The sequence below is a fragment of the Alkalimonas delamerensis genome (assembly GCF_030717955.1).
Classification (GTDB): Bacteria; Pseudomonadota; Gammaproteobacteria; order Enterobacterales; family Alteromonadaceae; genus Alkalimonas; species Alkalimonas delamerensis.
The window spans coordinates 662,011-681,974 of the sequence record NZ_JAUZVY010000001.1 but is presented as its reverse complement, the minus strand read 5'-3'; the positions used below and the strand labels follow the sequence as shown (position 1 = coordinate 681,974).

22 protein-coding genes are annotated in these 19,964 nt (G+C 52.9%); 13 read left to right on the top strand and 9 right to left on the bottom strand.

The genetic code is table 11. The annotated features are described in order from the left end of the window. Positions 1-57 precede the first annotated feature (57 nt). The 3 genes from pyrH to rpsB all read right to left on the bottom strand — a co-directional run bounded on the left by pyrH (position 58) and on the right by rpsB (position 2,627). On the bottom strand, positions 58-792 hold the full coding sequence (gene pyrH, locus Q3O59_RS03125) for a UMP kinase (protein WP_228590718.1): 735 nt from the start codon (positions 790-792) through the stop codon (positions 58-60). A gap of 142 nt (positions 793-934) precedes the next feature. After that, on the bottom strand, positions 935-1,807 hold the full coding sequence (tsf, locus tag Q3O59_RS03120) for a translation elongation factor Ts (RefSeq protein ID WP_305944188.1): 873 nt from the start codon (positions 1,805-1,807) through the stop codon (positions 935-937). 91 nt (positions 1,808-1,898) lie between these two features. Continuing rightward, positions 1,899-2,627, bottom strand: coding sequence for a 30S ribosomal protein S2 (rpsB, locus tag Q3O59_RS03115; RefSeq protein WP_305944187.1), 729 nt, complete (start codon positions 2,625-2,627; stop codon positions 1,899-1,901). A 267-nt stretch (positions 2,628-2,894) separates the two neighbouring features. Here rpsB and map point away from each other — a divergent pair, with 267 nt between their 5' ends. Genes map through dapD form a run of 3 tightly spaced genes read left to right on the top strand, consistent with a single transcriptional unit; the run spans position 2,895 to position 7,153 of the window. Beyond that, complete coding sequence (gene map, locus Q3O59_RS03110; RefSeq protein ID WP_305944186.1) at positions 2,895-3,683, top strand: type I methionyl aminopeptidase; 789 nt, start codon at positions 2,895-2,897, stop codon at positions 3,681-3,683. Positions 3,684-3,697: 14 nt separating this feature from the next. After that, complete coding sequence (glnD, locus tag Q3O59_RS03105; RefSeq protein ID WP_305944185.1) at positions 3,698-6,319, top strand: [protein-PII] uridylyltransferase; 2,622 nt, start codon at positions 3,698-3,700, stop codon at positions 6,317-6,319. Positions 6,320-6,328: 9 nt separating this feature from the next. Continuing rightward, a complete protein-coding gene (dapD, locus tag Q3O59_RS03100; RefSeq protein WP_228590728.1) occupies positions 6,329-7,153 on the top strand; it encodes a 2,3,4,5-tetrahydropyridine-2,6-dicarboxylate N-succinyltransferase in 825 nt (274 codons plus the stop codon). 81 nt (positions 7,154-7,234) lie between these two features. Here the strand turns inward: dapD and Q3O59_RS03095 are convergent, their stop codons facing one another. Genes Q3O59_RS03095 through Q3O59_RS03085 form a run of 3 tightly spaced genes read right to left on the bottom strand, consistent with a single transcriptional unit; the run spans position 7,235 to position 8,818 of the window. Beyond that, positions 7,235-7,684, bottom strand: coding sequence for a flavodoxin (locus Q3O59_RS03095; protein WP_305944184.1), 450 nt, complete (start codon positions 7,682-7,684; stop codon positions 7,235-7,237). Next, positions 7,681-8,484 carry a tRNA pseudouridine(65) synthase TruC gene (gene truC / locus Q3O59_RS03090; protein WP_305944183.1) on the bottom strand — a complete coding sequence of 268 codons (804 nt, stop codon included), beginning with the start codon at positions 8,482-8,484 and terminating at the stop codon, positions 7,681-7,683. The genes Q3O59_RS03095 and truC overlap by 4 nt, the downstream gene beginning before the upstream one ends. After that, positions 8,462-8,818, bottom strand: coding sequence for a YqcC family protein (locus Q3O59_RS03085; protein ID WP_369812339.1), 357 nt, complete (start codon positions 8,816-8,818; stop codon positions 8,462-8,464). The genes truC and Q3O59_RS03085 overlap by 23 nt, the downstream gene beginning before the upstream one ends. A 92-nt stretch (positions 8,819-8,910) precedes the next feature. Here Q3O59_RS03085 and Q3O59_RS03080 point away from each other — a divergent pair, with 92 nt between their 5' ends. Beyond that, the gene (locus Q3O59_RS03080) at positions 8,911-9,225 is read left to right on the top strand and encodes a DUF3301 domain-containing protein (protein WP_305944182.1); all 315 of its coding nucleotides are present in this window, start codon (positions 8,911-8,913) and stop codon (positions 9,223-9,225) included. Between the two features lie 29 nt (positions 9,226-9,254). On the opposite strand, the gene Q3O59_RS03075 is transcribed toward Q3O59_RS03080, so the two are convergent. Further along, positions 9,255-9,905: a GNAT family N-acetyltransferase gene (locus Q3O59_RS03075; RefSeq protein WP_228590736.1), complete on the bottom strand. Its 651-nt coding sequence runs from the start codon at positions 9,903-9,905 to the stop codon at positions 9,255-9,257. Positions 9,906-10,029: 124 nt separating this feature from the next. Here Q3O59_RS03075 and Q3O59_RS03070 point away from each other — a divergent pair, with 124 nt between their 5' ends. Beyond that, on the top strand, positions 10,030-10,260 hold the full coding sequence (locus tag Q3O59_RS03070) for a DUF2789 domain-containing protein (protein WP_305944181.1): 231 nt from the start codon (positions 10,030-10,032) through the stop codon (positions 10,258-10,260). A 52-nt stretch (positions 10,261-10,312) separates the two neighbouring features. Here the strand turns inward: Q3O59_RS03070 and Q3O59_RS03065 are convergent, their stop codons facing one another. Further along, positions 10,313-10,678 carry a DUF3192 domain-containing protein gene (locus Q3O59_RS03065; protein ID WP_305944180.1) on the bottom strand — a complete coding sequence of 122 codons (366 nt, stop codon included), beginning with the start codon at positions 10,676-10,678 and terminating at the stop codon, positions 10,313-10,315. 155 nt (positions 10,679-10,833) lie between these two features. Between Q3O59_RS03065 and Q3O59_RS03060 the strand changes: the two genes are divergently transcribed. Then, positions 10,834-11,133: a DNA-binding protein gene (locus Q3O59_RS03060; protein WP_305944179.1), complete on the top strand. Its 300-nt coding sequence runs from the start codon at positions 10,834-10,836 to the stop codon at positions 11,131-11,133. After that, a complete protein-coding gene (locus tag Q3O59_RS03055; RefSeq protein WP_305944178.1) occupies positions 11,133-11,906 on the top strand; it encodes a DUF2310 family Zn-ribbon-containing protein in 774 nt (257 codons plus the stop codon). Before Q3O59_RS03060 ends, Q3O59_RS03055 begins: the two co-directional genes overlap by 1 nt. Positions 11,907-12,232: 326 nt before the next feature. Here Q3O59_RS03055 and syd read toward each other — a convergent pair whose 3' ends face one another. Then, positions 12,233-12,784 (bottom strand): SecY-interacting protein, encoded by a 552-nt coding sequence (gene syd / locus Q3O59_RS03050; protein ID WP_305944177.1) that lies wholly within the window; start codon positions 12,782-12,784, stop codon positions 12,233-12,235. An 81-nt stretch (positions 12,785-12,865) separates the two neighbouring features. Between syd and queF the strand changes: the two genes are divergently transcribed. The 6 genes from queF (at position 12,866) to Q3O59_RS03020 (ending at position 19,928) form a co-directional block, all read left to right on the top strand. Beyond that, entirely contained in the window at positions 12,866-13,705 is an 840-nt protein-coding gene (gene queF, locus Q3O59_RS03045) for an NADPH-dependent 7-cyano-7-deazaguanine reductase QueF (protein WP_305944176.1), read from the top strand. Positions 13,706-14,173: 468 nt separating this feature from the next. Further along, positions 14,174-15,733, top strand: coding sequence for a diguanylate cyclase (locus Q3O59_RS03040; protein ID WP_369812349.1), 1,560 nt, complete (start codon positions 14,174-14,176; stop codon positions 15,731-15,733). Between the two features lie 17 nt (positions 15,734-15,750). After that, positions 15,751-17,109 carry a nucleotide 5'-monophosphate nucleosidase PpnN gene (ppnN, locus tag Q3O59_RS03035; RefSeq protein WP_305944174.1) on the top strand — a complete coding sequence of 453 codons (1,359 nt, stop codon included), beginning with the start codon at positions 15,751-15,753 and terminating at the stop codon, positions 17,107-17,109. A gap of 3 nt (positions 17,110-17,112) precedes the next feature. After that, positions 17,113-17,937 (top strand): flap endonuclease Xni, encoded by an 825-nt coding sequence (gene xni / locus Q3O59_RS03030; RefSeq protein WP_305944173.1) that lies wholly within the window; start codon positions 17,113-17,115, stop codon positions 17,935-17,937. Beyond that, positions 17,930-18,322 carry a DUF3192 domain-containing protein gene (locus Q3O59_RS03025; RefSeq protein ID WP_305944172.1) on the top strand — a complete coding sequence of 131 codons (393 nt, stop codon included), beginning with the start codon at positions 17,930-17,932 and terminating at the stop codon, positions 18,320-18,322. Before xni ends, Q3O59_RS03025 begins: the two co-directional genes overlap by 8 nt. Continuing rightward, entirely contained in the window at positions 18,294-19,928 is a 1,635-nt protein-coding gene (locus Q3O59_RS03020; RefSeq protein WP_305944171.1) for a hypothetical protein, read from the top strand. The genes Q3O59_RS03025 and Q3O59_RS03020 overlap by 29 nt, the downstream gene beginning before the upstream one ends. Positions 19,929-19,964: the final 36 nt, after the last annotated feature.

Genomic DNA, 19,964 nt, shown 5'->3' with positions numbered 1-19,964 from the left:
TGTCATTAATCACGTGAGTTATCCTTGTTAGCAGTGCTTACATGCAATCGAACTAGTTTACTGTAAATTTTCCGCGTGGTCGATCAGTGTTCCTTCCACTTCCCCCATCACCACCCGCTTTAAGGAGCCGGCGGTATTCATGTTGAAGACACGAATCGGCATGCTGTGATCCCGTGCCAGGGTGAAGGCAGCCAGATCCATCACTTTCAATTCTTTCTCCAGCACTTCGCCATAGCTTAAGGTGCTGTACATGGTTGCCGCCGGATCTTTCACCGGATCGGCGGAGTAGACGCCGTCCACCTTGGTGGCTTTAAGCACCGCATCGGCTTCAATCTCAATGGCGCGCAGGCAGGCTGCCGAGTCGGTGGTAAAAAATGGGTTGCCGGTACCGGCAGAGAAAATAACCACCCGCCCCGACTTCAACAAGCTGATGGCTTCAGCCCAGCTGTAGTTGTCGCAAACACCATTGAGTGGCACAGCGCTCATCATGCGGGCATTGACATAGGCGCGGTGCAGCGCATCCCGCATCGCCAGGCCATTCATCACCGTTGCCAGCATGCCCATGTGGTCACCAACCACCCGATTCATGCCTGCCTTTGCCAAACCTTCGCCGCGGAAAATATTCCCGCCACCGATCACAATCCCCACTTGCACGCCCAACTCGACGATCTCTTTGATCTCCTGCGCCATCCGATCCAGGACTTTGGGATCGATGCCAAAGCCTTCGTCCCCCATCAGGGCTTCACCGCTCAGTTTCAGTAGTATGCGTCGGTATGCTGGTTTCGGATTCATGCGAGCTCCATCTTATTAGCGTATGGTTGAGGTGAGGTTCGGCTGCCGTGCAGGCTGACTCGCCTGGTTGCAGGCCAAAAAAAACCGCGACCTGGGGTCGCGGCTATTCTAGCGTTTTTTGCCTTCAGGCTAAAGCGCAAATTTATTTCTTCGCGGCAGCGATTTGAGCAGCAACTTCGGCAGCGAAGTCTTCCTCTTTCTTTTCGATGCCTTCACCCACTTCCAGGCGAATGAACGAAACAGCATCAGCGCCATTTTGTTTCAGGAATTCACCGGTAGAGATGGATGGATCTTTCACGAACGGCTGGCCAGTCAGGCTGACTTCACCGGTGAACTTGGCCATACGGCCGGCAACCATCTTCTCAGCAATTTCTTGTGGCTTGCCGCTGTTGACAGCAATTTCGATTTGGATAGCGCGCTCGCGCTCAACCACATCAGCTGGCACATCTTCAGGCTTAACAAAACCTGGATTGTTAGCAGCAACGTGCATGGCGATGTCTTTGGCGATGTCTTCGTTACCGCCTTTCAGCACTGCCAAGACACCGATACGGCCAGAGTGGATGTACTGACCAATGGTCTCGCCTTCCACCACAGCAATGCGACGTACATTGATGTTTTCACCGATTTTAGCAACCAGAGCGGCACGGGTTTCTTCCACAGTGTTGCCGTTCAGGTCAGCCGCCAGTAAGGCTTCTACAGTGAACAACTTCTGGCTGTGCACCAGATCGGCCACGCTGTTGGCAAAGGCCAGGAAGCTACCATCACGGGCAACGAAGTCGGTTTCACAGTTGAATTCAACCGCCACACCGAAACCATCGGCAACGCGCGTGATAATGGTGCCTTCAGCAGCAACACGGCCAGCTTTCTTAGCCGCTTTGGCCAGACCGCTTTTACGCATTTCATCGATCGCCGCTTCAATGTCACCATTGGTTTCTTGCAGCGCTTTTTTACAATCCATCATGCCTGCGCCGGTACGCTCGCGCAGCTCTTTTACTAAGGCAGCAGTTACAGCCATCTGAGTATCCTCGTTATCAATCGGGTTGAACAAACAGAGGCCGAAGCCTCTGTTGATGTCTTAATCCGCACAGCCCTTTAGGGCCAGCAGCTTATTCAGCTTCGACGAAACCTTCAGCTTCCGCCTGAACTTCGATGGTGTTGCTACGGCCTTCGCTGACCGCCTGACTTACCGCAGACAGGTACAACTGAATGGCGCGGATGGCGTCATCGTTGCCAGGAATGATGTAATCAATGCCTTTCGGATCAGAGTTGGTATCGACCACAGCAACCACTGGAATACCCAGGTTGTTGGCTTCTTTCACCGCAATGTGCTCGTGATCGGCATCGATAACGAACAACACGTCTGGCAAACCGCCCATATCTTTGATACCGCCTAAGCTCTTTTCCAGCTTGTCCATTTCACGGGTACGATCCAAAGCTTCTTTTTTGGTCAGCTTGTCGAAAGTACCGTCCTGGCTTTGTGCTTCCAGATCTTTCAAACGCTTGATGGATTGACGAACCGTTTTCCAGTTGGTCAGCATGCCGCCCAACCAGCGGTGATCAACGTAGAACTGGTCACAGCTTTTCGCTGCTTCTTTGATGGCTTCAGAAGCTGCACGCTTGGTGCCTACGAACAGGATTTTGCCTTTTTTAGCAGAAACCTGCTGGATGAAGCTCAGCGCATCGTTCATCAGAGGAACAGTTTTTTCCAGGTTGATGATGTGCACTTTGTTGCGCGCGCCGAAGATGAACGGCTTCATTTTCGGGTTCCAGTAACGAGTTTGGTGACCGAAGTGGACACCCGCCTGGAGCATGTCACGCATTGAAACTTTTGCCATGATACAATTACCTTAATTTTAGGGGTTAGGCCTCCATACATCCCATGTTCCGACCTGCTTTACGCAGGCACCCCGGCCCATGTGCCGATGTATGTGTGTTATTTAAGTGATTTCGCAGCATAAGCAATAACGAAATACTTTGAAGAAAAGCAGAAAGCTATTTGCTAATTTGCGGCGCGCTTTATACCATAGCCACCTACAAAACACAAGATTAAAGCTGGAGTGCTGCAATCTGATGACACCGTTTCAACCACAGAGAGAGATCGGATGACTCCCATCATCAAAAGCCCGCAAGAAATAGAGAAAATGCGGCTCGCAGGCCGCCTGGCCGCCGAAGTGCTGGAAATGATTGAGCCTTATGTTGTGGCAGGCGTCACGACGGACGAATTAAACAGCCGCTGTCACCAGTACATTGTTGAGCAACAGCAAGCCATACCGGCCCCACTCAATTACCACGGCTTCCCCAAGTCCATTTGCACCTCGGTCAATCATGTCATTTGCCACGGCATCCCGAACGACAAGCCGCTAAAAGACGGCGATATCATCAACATTGATATCACCGTGATTAAGGATGGTTACCATGGCGACACCTCGCGGATGTTTGTCGTTGGTGAGCCCAGCATTCTGGCCGCCCGACTGATCAAAGTCACACAAGAAGCCATGTACCTCGGCATCAAAAAGGTCAAAGATGGTGTCCGTTTGGGCGACATTGGCCATGTGATCCAACAGCACGCTGAAAAACACGGTTACTCGGTGGTACGTGAGTACTGCGGGCATGGCATCGGTGCTGAGTTCCATGAAGAACCACAGGTACTGCACTATGGCCGCCCTGGCACAGGCTCGGTTTTAAAAGCAGGCATGTGCCTGACCATCGAGCCGATGATCAATGCCGGTGCCCGTCACAGCAAACTGCTGAAAGACGACTGGACAGTGGTAACCAAAGATCGCAGCTTATCGGCTCAGTACGAGCACACCATTTTGGTGACAGAAACCGGCTGCGAAATTCTAACCTTACGCAGTGACGATACCATCGACCGCATCCTGACTGCTGACTAAACCGGAGAAAGCGCATGAAAGACGCCGTTGCTTTTCAGAAAAGCTGGCCCAGCCAGTTCAGTCTGGAAGACTACAAGAAGCACATGGCCGACTTTCTGCGCTGGTCCGAGCAAGCCTTCGAGCAGCAGTCGGTGCAAAGCCTGGTCAAAGCCAGAGCCCGCTTTATTGATCAATTGCTGACCACACTGTGGCAACAGCAGCAGTTGCAGCAGGACCAGGCATTGTGCCTGATTGCCGTCGGCGGTTATGGCCGTGGCGAGCTGCACCCTTTTTCGGATATCGATCTGCTGATTCTGAGTGACCAGCAGCTGACCAGCACACAACAAGAGCAACTGTCGGCCTTTATCACCCAATTGTGGGACCTGAAGCTGGAAGTCGGTCACAGCGTTCGCACCCTGGAAGAAACCCTGCAGCTTGGCAAAGACGACATCACCATCGCCACCAATCTGATGGAAATGCGGCGGCTGGTTGGCAACAAAACCTTATACCAGCAATTAAAAGACGCCATCAATGCGCCGGAATTCTGGAGCAGCCAACAGTTTTTTGAAGCCAAGCGCCATGAACAGCAACAGCGTCATGCGCAATACCATGGCACCGCCTACAACCTGGAGCCCAACTTAAAAGCCAACCCGGGTGGGCTGCGTGATATTCAAACCGTAGGCTGGGTGGCCAAAAAGCACTTTCAAACCCGTACCATGCGAGAGCTGGTGGCCTACCAATACCTGACGGAAGATGAGTATCAGGAGCTGATGGAGTGTGAGGCCTATCTGTGGCAAATGCGCTTTGCCCTGCACCTGGAAGCCGGACGCAACGAAAACCGCCTGCTGTTTGACTACCAGCCAGCCGTGGCTGAGCGGCTTGGTTTCGGCAGCGATGGCAAAGCCACGGTCGAGCGGATGATGAAGCGCTTTTTTCGCACCGTGCAGCGGGTCAGTGAACTGAATGAAATGCTGTTGCAGCATTTTGAAGGCAGCATCTTAAACAATCACCAAAGCGCTAAAGTGCAGCCGCTGGATGACAGCTTTGAGCTGCACGGCCACCTGATCAAAGCGCTGGATAACGGCGTGTTTGCCCGGCGCGATAACCTGCTTAAATTATTCTGGCACATTGCCAACAACTCCAACATTACTGGCATTCACTCCGATACCTTGCGCTTGCTGCGTCAGGTGCGCCGTCGTCTGATGGGAGACTTGCAGGATTACGAGGCCTGCCGCCGCTTGTTTCTGGCGCTGATGCGCCACCCGCGTGGCATGGACACCGCCATTACCTTAATGCACAAATACGGCGTGCTGGCGGCCTACCTGCCGCAGTGGCGCAACATTGTCGGCCAGATGCAGTTTGATCTCTTCCACGCCTACACCGTGGATGAGCACACCCACCGACTGCTGAAAAACCTGTATCGTTACACCTTGCCGGAGTACGACAACGAATTCCCACTTTGCTCGGACATAGTGCGGCGGATGGAAAAACCGGAGCTGCTGTTTTTAGCCGGCATTTTCCATGACATTGCCAAAGGACGTGGTGGCGATCACTCGGAGCTTGGCGCCATGGATGCCAAGGAGTTCTGCCGGCTGCACAAACTCAGTGACTTTGACAGCAAGCTGATCAGCTGGCTGGTTGAGCAGCATTTGCTGATGTCGGTCACCGCCCAGCGCAAAGACATTCATGATCCGCAGGTGGTGACCGAGTTCGCCGAAAAAGTCCGGGACGAAACCCGGCTCAATTACCTCTACTGCCTGACGCTGGCCGATATTCGGGCCACCAACGACAACCTGTGGAATGACTGGAAAGGCTCCTTGCTGCGCGATCTTTATCTTTCCACCCAAAAAGCCTTTCGTCGTGGCCTGGAAAAACCAATGGACATGCGGGACCAAATCCGCGAAAACCAGGCCGAAGCCATGCGACTGTTGCAGCGGCAGGCTTTTACCAAAATCGAAATTCAGCATTTGTGGAGCCGGATCAAAGCCGATTACTTTATCCGCTACAATCCAAGGCAAATTGTCTGGCACTGCGAGCACATCCTGCGGCACAAAGATGCCAGGCACCCCTTGGTGCTGGTCAGCAAAGCGCCGATCCGCGGCAGCACTCAGGTCTTTGTTTACACGCCAGACCAACCCAACTTGTTTGCCCGCTTGGTCGCTGCGCTTGATAGCAAAAAAGTCGCTATTTTTGATGCCCAAATTATGACCAACAAAGACGGCTATGCCATGGATACCTTCGTAGTGCTGGAACAAAGCGGCCAGCCGGTGACCTCTCCTTCCCGGGTGCAGAGCATCAAGCGGGCAATGGAACAAGCCATCGCTGGCAAAGCCGAGCCGCAGCGCCAGTCCCGACTGTCGCGCCAGATGCGCCAGTTTAACGTGCCGCCCAAGGTCAGCTTTTTACCCGGCAACAGCAAAAACCGCACCATGGTTGAAATTGCTGCGCTGGATGCACCTGGCCTGCTGGCCCGAATAGGCGATGTGTTCCAGCAATGTGCAATACAAATTCATGCTGCCAAAATCACCACCTTAGGCGAGCGGGCAGAAGATTTTTTCATGGTCTCAACGGCTGAAGATAAAGCCCTTGATTTGGACCAGCAAAGCCAGTTGAAACGGACTTTGATTGACCATTTAACTCAAGTAACAGAAGGTTGATAACCCAAGATGGCAGACTTAAAAACCATTATTGAACAAGCATTTGAGCAGCGCGATTCCATCACGCCCAGCACCGTTTCGGCCGAGTACAGAGCAGCCATAGAAGCGGCGCTAGAGCTGTTAGACAGCGGCAAAGCCCGGGTGGCTGAAAAGCTGGCTGGCGAATGGGTGGTGCATCAGTGGTTGAAAAAAGCCGTCTTGCTGTCATTTCGCATTAATGACAATGAAGTGCTGGATGGCGGTGAAACCAAATTCTACGACAAGGTACCGATGAAATACGCCGGTTACGATGCCGCCCGCTTTGCCGCTGAAGGTGTGCGGGTAGTACCACCGGCCGCGGTTCGTAAAGGCAGTTACATTGCCAAAAATGCGGTACTGATGCCATCCTACGTCAATATTGGCGCTTACGTCGGCGAAGGCACCATGGTCGATACCTGGGCCACGGTCGGCTCCTGTGCTCAGATTGGTAAGAATGTGCATTTATCCGGTGGCGTTGGCATTGGTGGCGTGCTGGAGCCGTTGCAGGCCAATCCTACCATCATCGAAGACAACTGCTTTATCGGTGCCCGCTCTGAAGTGGTGGAAGGGGTTATTGTTGAAGAAGGTGCGGTGCTGTCGATGGGCGTTTACATCAGCCAAAGCACCCGCATTTACGACCGTGAAACCGGTGAAATCAGCTACGGCCGGGTACCAGCCGGTGCTGTGGTGGTGCCAGGCAGCCTGCCAAGCAAAGACGGCAGCCACAGCCTCTATGCCGCTATTATTGTAAAAAAAGTGGATGCCCAGACCCGCGCCAAAGTTGGCATTAATGCCTTGCTGCGTAACGTCGAGTAAGCTCGAGTAACGCGTCTCAGTAGAAACAACCAAGGCCAGCAATTGCTGGCCTTTTTAGTTTGGCAACTAGCCCTTTGCGATTTAGCCGAGTGGCGGAAAATGCGCTTCCAACCATGGCAGCGCCACTGTTTCTGGCTCCAGGGTTTCGCAAGCATCGATGTAGAGCGGATCGGCCAGCGGTTTGCCTTGCAGCTCCTGCAAGAGCTCGGCAAATTGCTTACCGGCACCACAGAAGTGTTGGTAACTGCTGTCGCCAAGACCGATCACCGCCACAATTTTATCGGTCAGCAGTGGGAAACGATCCCGCGCATCGAGATAAAAGGGCAAAGCGTTGTCCGGGATATCGCCCTGGCCGGTGGTGGAGCTGATTACCAGCCAGACATCCGGGTCTTCTGCCAGCACCGCATCCAGCTTGGGATCCAGATGCAGCGCACACTGATAGCCCCGCTCAGTCAGTAGTTGCTCAGCCTGGCCGGCTAAAAATTCGGCACCGCCATAAACGGTACCGACAATGATAGCAATTCGTTTCATCGTTGCTCCTTGTACAGCTGCTCAAAGGCCTGCTGATAAAATGATTCCTGCAGCGGCCAGCCAAGCCGCTGCAATAGCGGCTGCCAGCCAGCAAGACTGGCTTCAATACAGAGTGTTTTACCGCTGATGGGATGCGTCAGGATCAGTTGCTTGGCCAACAGCATTAACTGCGAACACTGCAAATGCTCCCGAAATAAGCGATTGTGTTTGCCGTCGCCGTGGCTGGTGTCGCCCACAATGGGGTGCCGTAAATGGGCCAAATGCCGCCTTAGCTGATGCTTGCGCCCGGTCCGGGGCGACAGTGCTACCAAACTATAACGCGCCGCCGGGTAACGGCTGACCGGTATTGGCAGCTCGACTTTGGCCAGCGGCAGGTAATCGGTGACGGCACTTTGGGCAGCCTTGTCATCGCTGCTGAATTTATCGGCGATTTTATCCTGCTGCTCTTTGAGTGGGTAATCCAGGGTACCACCTTGCTCCAGATAACCACGCACCACAGCAAGATAACCCTTTTGCCAGTGTTGGCTGGCATTTTGCTCGCTGAGCAAGCGCGCCACCTCACTGGATAGTGCAAACAACAAGACGCCCGAGGTTGGCCGGTCTAACCGATGCACCGGAAACACATGCTGGCCCAGCTGATCACGCAGCGTCTGCATCACAAAGCGGGTTTCGTGTTTATCCAGAAATGAACGGTGTACCAGCATGCCAGCGGGCTTATCCACCGCCACCAGCCATTCATCCTGATACAAAATGGTCAGCTCTGACAGCTGCGGGCACTCAATCCGTTTGGAAACAGGCATCGAATCGTCCAAGCCAATACATTAATAACCGCATGTCTTGCGAATAATCGGCAAAAGCCACCTCCGCCATCGGCAGTATGCTGACTTTGGTGGGTAGCGGATGGCCGCCATCCAACAAAGCCTGCATGCGCGGCAGCAGCACAAACTGCAACCATTGTTCAAAAGGCAGGGTATCGCAACAAAAAGGCGCAGTGCTGGCCAGTGCCTCCGGGCTGGGCGGCAGCGAGCTCCAAAGCTCCAGCGCTATCAGCTCGGTTTTAATTTCAGTCAGTGCTGCGACAATGTGTTGAGTCATCATCACTCCGGTATCAGGAATATGGCGCGATCTTAGCATAATTTGGCCAGGAGCCGACACGGCAAAGCAAGGTTGCCAGCTACCAGACTTTGCCAGTACCATAGCGACCGTTATCACTAAAGGACGCTGCGATGGGCACCACCTGGCTGATCATTGGTTTGCTTGTTATCTGTTATTTATTCTGGTTGCAACGCAAGCAGGATGAGCGGGCTATTCTGCTGGCCAGGCACTTGTGCAAGCAGCGCGACTTGCAGTACCTGGATTGCGCCCGCCTTGGCCACAAGCTGGAGCAACGGCAAGGTCGATTACGCTGGCTTACCTATTATTGCATCGACTTTAGCAGTGATCGGGAAAGCCGCTACCAGGCGACACTGAGTTTAAATGGGCTGCAGTACACTGCCTTTGAGGTGCCGCCTCACCGCTTGCCGGAGCCGCCAGCCAACTAACACATCACTTAGCGCCAAATAATGCTACCTCAGGCACTGCTTTGCAGCGACACCGCCTGACGCGGCCGGAACAACAAAGTGCCCTGCACGGTATTAAAACTCAGGTCCACCACGGCCTGATAGGCATCGCCACTGAAAAACGGCAGGTATTTTTCCAGGGTAACGAACACCCCCACACCCGATGAGCTGGCATCGGCGTCCACCAACTGATCGACCGCATGCAGCAGGTGATGCCCCAGCCCTAATTGCTGATGACGTGGCGACACCGCAATAAAAGCCAGCATATGGTAATCTTTTGCCGGCATTGCAGCATGAATGCGTTCTTCTTTTTCCAGCAATTGCCGGGTTGACACAAAGCCCGCCGTCAGCAACATCTTAAGCCGCCAGTGCCAGAAACGATGCCCTCCCAAACCAGAGCTGGCTTTCACCAGGCAGGCCACCCCAACCAATTGCTCTGCCTGAAACAGGCCCAGCATGCTTTGGCCGCTTTGCCAAAAAGCACTCAGTTCTTCACGGATTGCCGCTCTTAACTTTTTTTCATAATCGGCTTTTTCGGCCTGAAAGATGGTCATAAAAAGTGGGTCATCGTGGTAGGACTGATACAGAATAGAAGCTGCGACTTTTAATTCCGGTCCTTCCAACTCCCGTACCTGCAAATGATTTAACTGTTCGACCGACATAGCTACCTGCATATTATGATTGTTTTTTCACCACCATAGCAGGGCAATTAGCAATTGCCAATCTTGTTGAGTCAGCTAGGCTTATAGTCAGGTATGGATCAAACCGTAAAATAGGAGCCACGCGATGGATACATCCCCTCACAGCCTGACGACTTTGTTTGCCCAACTGGGTCTGGAGAACGATCAGGCAGCCATTGATCGCTTTATTGCCGACCACCGTTTGGCCGAGCATGTGCCGCTGGAAGAGGCTCCGTTTTGGACGCCAGCACAGGCAAGCTTTATCGCAGAATCGCTAAAAGCCGATGCCGACTGGTCCGAAGTCATTGACGAGCTGAACACCTTACTGCGTAAATAATAGAGCCAGAGCCAGAGCCAGAGTCAGACTCTGGCTCAAATCGGCTGAGTGTTTAAAGCTGGGCGTAGGCTTTATCCCCCCAGCCGGTTAAGCGGCCATTGCTAAAAATCAACGGCGTGCATTCATCTTTGCTGGTCATGCCATCGCTGCGGCGATGATGGGTCCGGTAAAACAGCACCTGCACCGAGCTGTCCGCCTGCTGAAAGGCTTCGGTAAAGTCCGGTGTCCCCAGGTCCTGCATTACTTGCACCAAAGAAACGCCAGTTGTCAGCTGGTTGATGTAATTGCGATTGGCTTTTTGCGTCTGACGCCAGTCCGACTCGTTAAAACGAGCATCTTTGGAACCATTGACCGCCACCACACAGCCAGACAATGGCAGTATCAGCGCAGCGACCACCAGCAGATTTTTGAGTCTCATTTTTTTCTCCTTTTGTTTTTGCACAGAGCAATAAGCAAAAACAAAGCCAAGATAAAATCAATTATTAATCAATAATTTAAAAATACACACTGCCATTTCCCACCGCAATACTGTAGGATTTAACCATTGATTGGCGAATTTCACCACTGAGCCCTATGAGCGCATTCGACTTACTCAGCCAGGAAGCAGCCCGCTTGCTGCACGAAGGAAAAACCCCCAGCCTGGCCTTGCTACGAAGCCGGCTAGGGCGCAAAGTCTCGCCCGCTGAGTTACTGCCTGCTTTTCAGCAGTGGAAGCAGCTACCTGCTGAAGCGCAGCGCAGCATCCAGCTTTCGGCGTCAGCCGAAGCAACAGCGCCCGAGCCAGACAAAGCCGACTCTCTGGCAGAGCGGGTGCAGCAGCTGGAAACCAAACTAGCTGAACTGGAAAAACGCCTGGCAAGGCTGGAAAGTTAATGTGGCTGGCTGAGCTAAAGTTCCGGGTTCTGGCCAATACCAGCTATACCCAGGCCGAGCAGCATATCCGCCAGTATCTGGAAGCACTTATTTTTCAGGGGCAGATCATCGGTCGCGAGTTTCCGACCTATTTAGCGGATACGCACTTTTGCAGCCGGGTGATTTTGTCTGCTCAGGATGCATTGCAACCGAAACACCATAGCCAGCGTGGTCAGAAAGCACTGCAGGCACTGGGCAATGCTGGCCTTGGTTATCCGAAACTGCAACTGCTGGGGCAGGATTTGATGTCCAGCGAAACCGATCCCTGCACTGAGCCACCAGGCTATATTCTGTTTACCAACTTTGCAGAGCAGGTTTCACCGCTGCGCTGCAGTGCTGATTTTGCACCAGTTCCCTTGTTTCGTCTGGGCAGCCTGAATGGAGAAGACTTCGAAGCGCTGATCCGCTGGCAACTGCAGTATCAGGCTCTGGATGAAATTCAGATGCAGCAACAGCGGGTGCTGCCTAAATCAGCCGAGCAGGCCTTGCAGCAGCTGCACAGTGCGCTCAATCGGCAAGGGCGTCAGCTGGCTAAAAAACTGGCTCGGCAAACCGGCAAAGCCTGCCACTACTACCTTTACAGCGGCAGTAGCAAAAACTGCCAGGCAGAAGCCTCTAAAAAGTGTCCATCTTGCGGTGCTGACTGGCGTTTAACAAACAGCTGGCATCAACTTTTTCAGTTTCGCTGTGACAGCTGCCAGCTGGTTTCCAACATTGCCTGGGATTGCCAGTAATGACCCGTATACTCAAGTGACCTCAAGATGCAGGCTTCAGCGGGAGATAAAAGCGCTTTAGGCAAGGCAGTTGTTGGAAGCTTTGGTGGTTCCAAATCGACAACAGCTAACGCCGCATAAAGCGCTTTTAGCCCCGCCCTGCGGGAGCCTCTGGGCGCTTCCACTGCGGTGTTACCCTGGCTAGCAAGGTGGTCGACATTGCGTCGCCAGGGTGCCTTGCATTGAAAGCGGGTATAGGGATATACCGTTTCGCGAACCTGAGGATGGAAAGCGCCCAAAGGCTCTGAAACTCGCATCTTGAGGTCACTTGAGTATATCAGAGAGCTCTAGAAGCCTTCGCTGTCAGTCGGGGTCAGCTGTTGCAAAAAATCGGCCAGCGAATCGGCCAGCTTGTGTTTGACCTCTTTGCCTACCGACTCGGCATAGATCTCGCCAGTCGCATTCAACACCGAAACCATCACGTTTTCATCATCGGTCACGGCAAAAAACACCGTTTCCCGTTGGCGCAATCTGCGCTTCATCAGAATATGGCCAATGATGTTTTCTTTTAAACGATCGCAGTCGGCCTCGTGCCAGGGCATCAGCAGCAGCAACTTGCCTTCGGCATGCTCCGCCGCCAGTCCGCCACCAAAGTACAAACCGTAATAGGTTTTAATATCCGGGTGCAGCGTCAACTCCAGCGCCTGCTCGACCGCCGTAAAATCCAGCACTGGTTGCTGGCGAACCGGCTGCCAATAGACTAAGTCGTCGCCCTGCGGCTCCAATTCACAAGGCGATGGCAACACCTTATCCCGCTCGGTCAGCAACCGCTGATTCTGCTGCTTTGACCAGGTGAGGCTGCGCTCGATAAAATCCTGCCAGCTGCTTTCTAAATCCATGCCTGTCATCCTTATTTGGGGGCTGATAGCAGCCACATCACTATGCTACAATAATCCCATTCTACCCCGACAGGTGCGCGCATGACAAAGTTACAGCCAGAACTGGAGCAACAACTCAGCCTTGGTAAAACCACTAGTTATGCGTCCGACTACGCCCCTGAGCTGTTGCAAGCCGTCCCTCGCGCTGTCGGCAGAGCCGAATTAAAACTGGATGCGCGGTTGCCCTTTGTCGGTCAGGACATCTGGCATGCTTATGAGTTGTCCTGGTTAAATCAAAAAGGCAAACCTGTGGTCGCGCTGGCCACCTTTGTGGTGCCTATTGACTCGCCAAACCTGATCGAATCCAAGTCGTTTAAGCTTTATCTGAATAGCCTGAATCAAAGCCGTTTTGCCGACTTAGGCCAGGTCTACCGGACATTGCAACAGGATTTATCGGCCTGCGCCGGCGCTGCGGTCGATGTCACCTTGCACAATGTCAATGAGTTGCAGCCTTTTCAGCCGACCTGGATCCAGGGCACTTGCCTTGATGAGCAGGACATCAGCATCACGGATTACAGCTACCGACCAGAGCAACTGCAACACCGCAAGGATGGCGATTGGTGCGATGAAAAAGTTTTTTCGCACCTGCTAAAGTCCAATTGCCTGATCACCAATCAACCCGACTGGGCCAGCGTTTTTATTCATTATCGTGGTCAGGCCATTTGCCACGAGGCACTATTGCGCTACCTGATCGGCTTTCGCTTGCACAATGAGTTTCATGAACAGTGCGTTGAACGGATCTTTACCGATATCTGGCAACACTGCCAGCCGGAGTTTCTGGCGGTTTATGCCCGTTACACCCGTCGGGGCGGGTTGGACATCAATCCAATTCGCAGCAGTGAGCCCTACCCTACACCGGTCATACGGTTAAGCCGGCAATAAGTCAGCTTGAAACCCTACAACAAAACTTTCAGCATGAAAGCTCCCTCATGACAGTAGACGCTTGATTTTTAATTGAAAGCTTGATTGTTACCACCAAATCAATGAAAACCACACTGAAAACTTTCAGTTTAACTTTCAAAATGAAGCTTTTTTGCTTATAATTCATTCAGTAGTTCAGATCGACTGAGCTGCACTCGAGCAATGGATGAATTTGACGATGGAACAGCTGACCTCAACAGAAGAGCAATCCTGGTTACCCTACTACTTATGTAAAAAGTAACCTGGTGGACACAAACAGCCAAAGAGCTGATGGTCCCCACCCTACAACAAACAAGCCGGCGGATGCCGGCTTGTTTTTACCGCAAACAAAACCTGCTATTGTCAAACAACAGTCGCAATTCTTGTGCTAGCATATATACTTAGTGCTACTCCCCTTCATTTGTTTCAACGAACTTACATTCATTCATGGTGACGCCGTTGCAAGACGACTTAAAACAGCAACTGGAGCAGGCGCTTAAAGCCCGTAAACAGCTGGAAGACACCTACCAAAGCCAGTTTACCATTCTGGCTAAGTTTGTTTCCCGCTTGTCCCTGGCATGCAAAGGTTTGGATATTGAGCTGGACAACAAACTGGCCAAACTCCGGCTCGAGCTGGCCAGAGGCACTGATCTGGAAAAGTTATTGCCTTTAGTGCAAAGCTTAAGCGATGGGTTAAAGCACCTGGAAAGCAAGAATGAACAGGATATACGCAAGCTGCAGCATGGGCTAAAAGAAGCCGGCCAGCTGCTGCAAAAACAACGCGGCTTGCCGGATCAACTGCGGCGTGACTTACGCGCCTTGCTGAGCAAAGTGAATGAAAGTTCCCCGACTGTTCATGCCTACCTACCGCATTTAACCGATCTGGCCAGGCTGTATCAAAATGCATTAACAGCCAAAGCAAAACTGGACACTGAAGTCGAACCGGATACCGATCGTTACGGCCATATCTGCCGCCAAATTTCAGTCGAGCTAACCAACTTACTGAGCGAAATGAGTTTCGCCGAGCAATTTTCCAACGATATCGATCGGATTCGTCAATCGCTGATGGATCATCTTGGGATCGAAGATTTACTCAATGCCTGCCTCAATACCATCACCATCATTGTGGCCAGCATCAACACCGAGCGTCAGTCGGCCCAGCACTTTTTGTTGCAGCTGCACAACACATTGGAGCAGGTGCAAAAATCACTGGTTTCCTCACTCAGCCAATCCAGCAGCCTGCATGCCAAACTCAGTCAGCTCAATGCACAGCTCGAGCTGAAAATCGATGCCTTTGGCAAAGACAGTAAAAATGCTACCAGCCTGGATCAACTAAAAAGCCTGGTCAATGAGCGTCTAAGCGAGATCACAGCGTCACTGGCGGAAAAAGAGCAACTGGAAAAGCAAGAACGCGATCTGATGCTCAACTCACTCAAAGCAATGGAACATCGCTTGATTGAGCTGGAATCCGAAGCCCAACAATTCCAGAAAAAACTGGCGGAGCAAAAATTCCGCAGTCTGCAAGATGCTTTAACCGAAATCCCCAACCGGGCAGCTTTTGATGAACGCTTTCAATTGGAGCTCAAACGCTACCAACGCTATGGCACCCCGCTTTGTGTCGCTCTTGGCGATGTCGATCACTTTAAAAGCATCAATGACAACTATGGCCACAGCGCCGGCGACAAGACCCTGAAAGTCATCGCCAAAGCCTTGAAACAAAGCCTGCGTGAAACCGACTTTATCGCCCGTTATGGTGGCGAAGAGTTTGTTATTTTATTTCCGGAAACACAGCTCAGTGAGCTGGAAAAACCGCTGAACAACCTGCGGGAAAAAATTAAGAAAATTCCATTCAAATTCAAAAATAAACGAGTCCCTATTACCCTGTCTTTCGGTGCGACTGAACTGGTGAATCACGATAATGTGCAGGCGGCCTTTGACCGTGCCGATGAAGCCTTGTACGAAGCCAAACACGCTGGCAGGGATCGGGTGGTATTAAAACCCAAAGCCTAGGGATCGGGGAGTCATTCATGCATGTGCAGTTAAACCCTGTTGGCTCAATGAGCCTGTTGTCGCAGCTGGAAGTAGACCGGCTAAAACAAACCACCAACAAAGAAGCCTTTCAGTTGTTTCGCAACTGCTGTCTAGCGGTGTTAAATGTCGGTAGCCACACCGACAGCTCAGCCGAAATTTACCAGCAGTTTCAGGATTTTTCCGTCAACCTGATCAGCCGCGAACGGGGCATTAAAATCGAGCTGTTTAATCCTCCACAGGATGCCTTTGTCGATGGGCAAATTATCCGTGGTATTCATGAACATCTGTTTGCGGTGTTGCGCGACATCCTGTTCTACCACACCCAGCTTAAAGTCAACGCCAACCGTTTAGACTTAGCCAACAGCGCACACATCACCCACAGTGTGTTTGATATCTTGCGCAACGCACAAGTGCTGGGCTGCACCACTGAGCCCAACATGATTGTCTGCTGGGGCGGCCACTCCATTCGGGAAAAAGAGTACCAGTACACCAAAGACGTGGGTTATCAGCTGGGACTGCGTGGCCTGAATATCTGTACCGGCTGTGGCCCCGGCGCGATGAAAGGGCCGATGAAAGGCGCCACCATTGGCCACAACAAACAACGGATCGGCCAGGGCCGTTACCTGGGTCTGACCGAGCCCAGCATCATCGCAGCAGAGCCACCCAATCCTATTGTTAATGAGCTGGTGATCTTACCCGATATCGAAAAGCGGCTGGAAGCCTTTGTCCGGGTGGCCCATGGCATCATTATTTTCCCGGGTGGGGCCGGCACCGCCGAAGAGCTGCTCTATCTGCTGGGCATTATGCTGCACGACGACAATAAGGCGCAGAAGCTGCCGGTGATTCTGACCGGGCCAAAAAGCAGCGAAGCCTACTTCGAAGAAATCATTCACTTTATCGAACACACACTGGGGCAAGAAGCGCTGGATCTAATTCAGGTCATCATTGACGATCCGGCAGCGGTTGCTCAGGCATTAAAAGCCGGTTGTCAGGAGGTCCGCAGCTACCGCCGGGATGCAGGGGATGCGTACCACTTTAACTGGACCCTTAAAATCGAGAAAGAGTTTCAGCAACCATTTGTCCCGAACCATACCAATATGGCCGCATTGGACTTGCACCGCCAGCAAGATACCGCGACACTGGCAGCAAATTTACGGCGTGCTTTTTCCGGCATTGTCGCCGGCAATGTCAAAGATGAGGGCATTCGTGCCATTGCGGAACATGGTCCATTTTTACTCAGTGGCGAAGCAGAGCTGATGCGGATGATGGACAAGTTGTTGCAAGCCTTTGTTGAGCAAGGCCGGATGAAGCTACCGGGCAGCAGCTACGAACCCTGCTACAGGATTTTACAATAAGTCATGACTCATCTGGTGTTGATAGATGCAATGAACCTGATCCGGAGGCTCTACGCTGTGCAGGAGCGTCCTTATCAGCCTTTGCCTGATCAACTGACCGAAGCCACCCGTCAGCAGATCATTCAAAACACCACTCAGGCTCTGGACAAATCCCTGCTCAGCATCGTTAAACACTGTCAGCCCAGCCATCTGTTGCTGGTGTTTGACAGCAGTAGCAGTCAGCCCACCTGGCGGCATCAGCTCTACCCCGATTACAAAGCCAACCGCAGTCCGATGCCCGCTTTGTTGCAGCAGGCCTTGCCCGGCTTGCTGCGTCATATGGAAAGCTCGGGCATCAGCAGTTATCAGCAGGACGGTTTTGAAGCCGATGACATCATTGCTTCGCTCGCCAGTAAAATGCGCCAACACCAACAAGAGGTTACGGTAGTCTCCACCGACAAGGGGTACTTCCCGTTACTGGATAGCGGCGTCCGGCTGTACGATCACTTTAAGCGGGAGTGGCCAGATGCCAACTACGTTCAGCAGAAGTTTGGCGTTGCGCCCAATCGCTTAATTCGCTACTGGAGCCTGGTGGGAGACAGTACCAATCATATTCCTGGCGTTGCCGGCATCGGACCCAAAACAGCGGTCGAGATCCTGCAGCTGGGCGATACCTTCAGCGCCATCATGCAACACCCGGATTGCCCGAAAGCAGTGCGCAGCAAACTGGCCGAGCACAAAGCAGCCATCCAGTGCTTTTTGCAGTTGTTTCAGCCTCGCTGTGATCTGGAGCTGGGATTGAACCTGCAGCAATTGCGCTACCCGAAATCTGAGGCCGCCCATGCTTAGGATCCTGGCTCTGGTCGTAGGCGGCATCGCCTTGTATTTTCTGATTATGGCAGCCATTTTGCGCTTTTACCCGGACGATCCCTCCCAGATGAACTGGCAAATCCGGGAAACCTTCAATGCCAAGTTCATTAAAACGCTGGAGCCAACAGCAGGGGTACAACAGCAGCAAGTGATTGAGCGGCTGGGCGGGCCCGATATTACCCGGGCCTACCGCAAAGATGGCGTAGTCCACCAACTGTTGTACTACCGCACCCACCGCGCCATTGCTGACGGCATCACCACCGAAGATGAGTGCACCGCCCTGCTGTTTGTCGATCGGCAACTGGTCGCCATCGGCAACGAAGCCATCGAGCGCTATGAACGCGAACGCCCAACCCCAGACTAAGCCACGCAGCTGGCCGGCTTTGTATCAGGCAATCAGCGACTTTTACCGCTCGGGGGGCGAGCCGGCTGGCCTGGAAAACTTGCAATCTCAAGCCGAGCAACTGGCTCAGGCGATACTGGCCCAGGCTGAGCAGAGCCCATACAGTTTGCTGGCTCAACTGCAATTAAGCGCCGAACAAGCACCCTTCGCGACCCTGGTAGCCATGCGGCAAGCTTGCCTGCTGCTGGTGTTGTCTTACCAGCAGCAATGGCCTGAAAAGCTGCGCATTCAACTGCTAAGCACTGCTTTGCTTGGCTTGCTGGCTGTTGCCGAGCCCTTGAATCGCCTGAGCGCAGAACAGCGCTCAAACTCCAAACTGCTGCACTTAGCCGCCCGCTACAGTCTGGCCCGCTACAATCAGCAATTGCCCGCTTACAGCCGCCATTGGCTGCAACAGTGTCATCCCAAGGCCGCGAATCTTCCCTATTGGCAACAAAACCCATTCAGTAGTGCTTTAGCGCTGAGCTATCAGTTGGCCAGTCGATTGTGTCTTAGCGCCAATGCCGGCTTGTTGCTAAAGCTGCAAAGCTTGTTCTGGCGGCAGCTGGATCCCTATAGCCAACACCATCTGAGTACACTAGCCAGCACAGGACCAACTCTGTGGCGCTGTGGTCAACGCTTGCAAAGTGCCGGGCAATGCTATCTGGTGCTCGACCAGCAAGACGATTGCTGGCTGCTGCTGCCGCTGCAAAGCGACCGGCTGCAAGGGCCAGTGCAAGCCGTGACTGAGCTGGTAGAGCCAGAGCATCAGCTTCAAAGTCGCTTTAGCGACTGGGGATGGCTGGAGCAAATCGACAAAGCCTGCGCCGCTGAACTGATCCCGCAGCTCTGGCCAGAACAAAGCACAGCCTCTCCGCTCAATTATGCAGATATTGAAGCACTTTGCGCTTTGCCTCAACCCGAGCTGCTGCAACAGTTGGAGCAAAACCCTACCGACACGCAGCTGCTGCTTGAAGCGGCCAGCCAGGCCAATCGCAGTAAGCAAGCCATTGGCCAGCTGAAACACGCACTCTTGTTGCTGGGGAGCAGTCAGCTGCCGTGGTTGTTGGCGCAAAGCCAGTGTTTGCAATTTGCGCAGCAACAGCAACAGCCCTTTAATCTGTGGTTGCTGCAACTGCGGCGTATGCTGCATCTGGCTCTGCGCAAGACTGAAACCAACCTGCCGGCCGCTCAGACCGAGCTGCTTAGCTGGCTGCTTTGTCTGCCTTTGTGGCAGCAAGGCGCTTTGCGTTATCTGCCCGGCTTGACGCCAGCCGGTTGCCAGCACTTGCAGCAGCTGTGCCGGCGACAAATCTGGCAGTCCAATGAGTTTTTAAAACGGCTGCAGTGGCTCTGTCATCATTACCAGTTGCCCCCTGCCCTGCAAAAGGCTTTGCTGTACTTTCGGTTGCCCGACAGCGCGCATGCTCAGCCTGCCACAGTCCGGCTATACAGCCAGCAACTGCATCAGGCTTACACACAGTGCGATCAACTGATGCTGCAACCAGCACCACCCACTCAGCTCACAGAGCAAGCCGATGCCGCCCTGTTAGCACTTTGCTATTACCCACTGCCCAGCATGATGTAGTTTTATTACTTAATTTATGGCGGCAAAGTCTGCGAC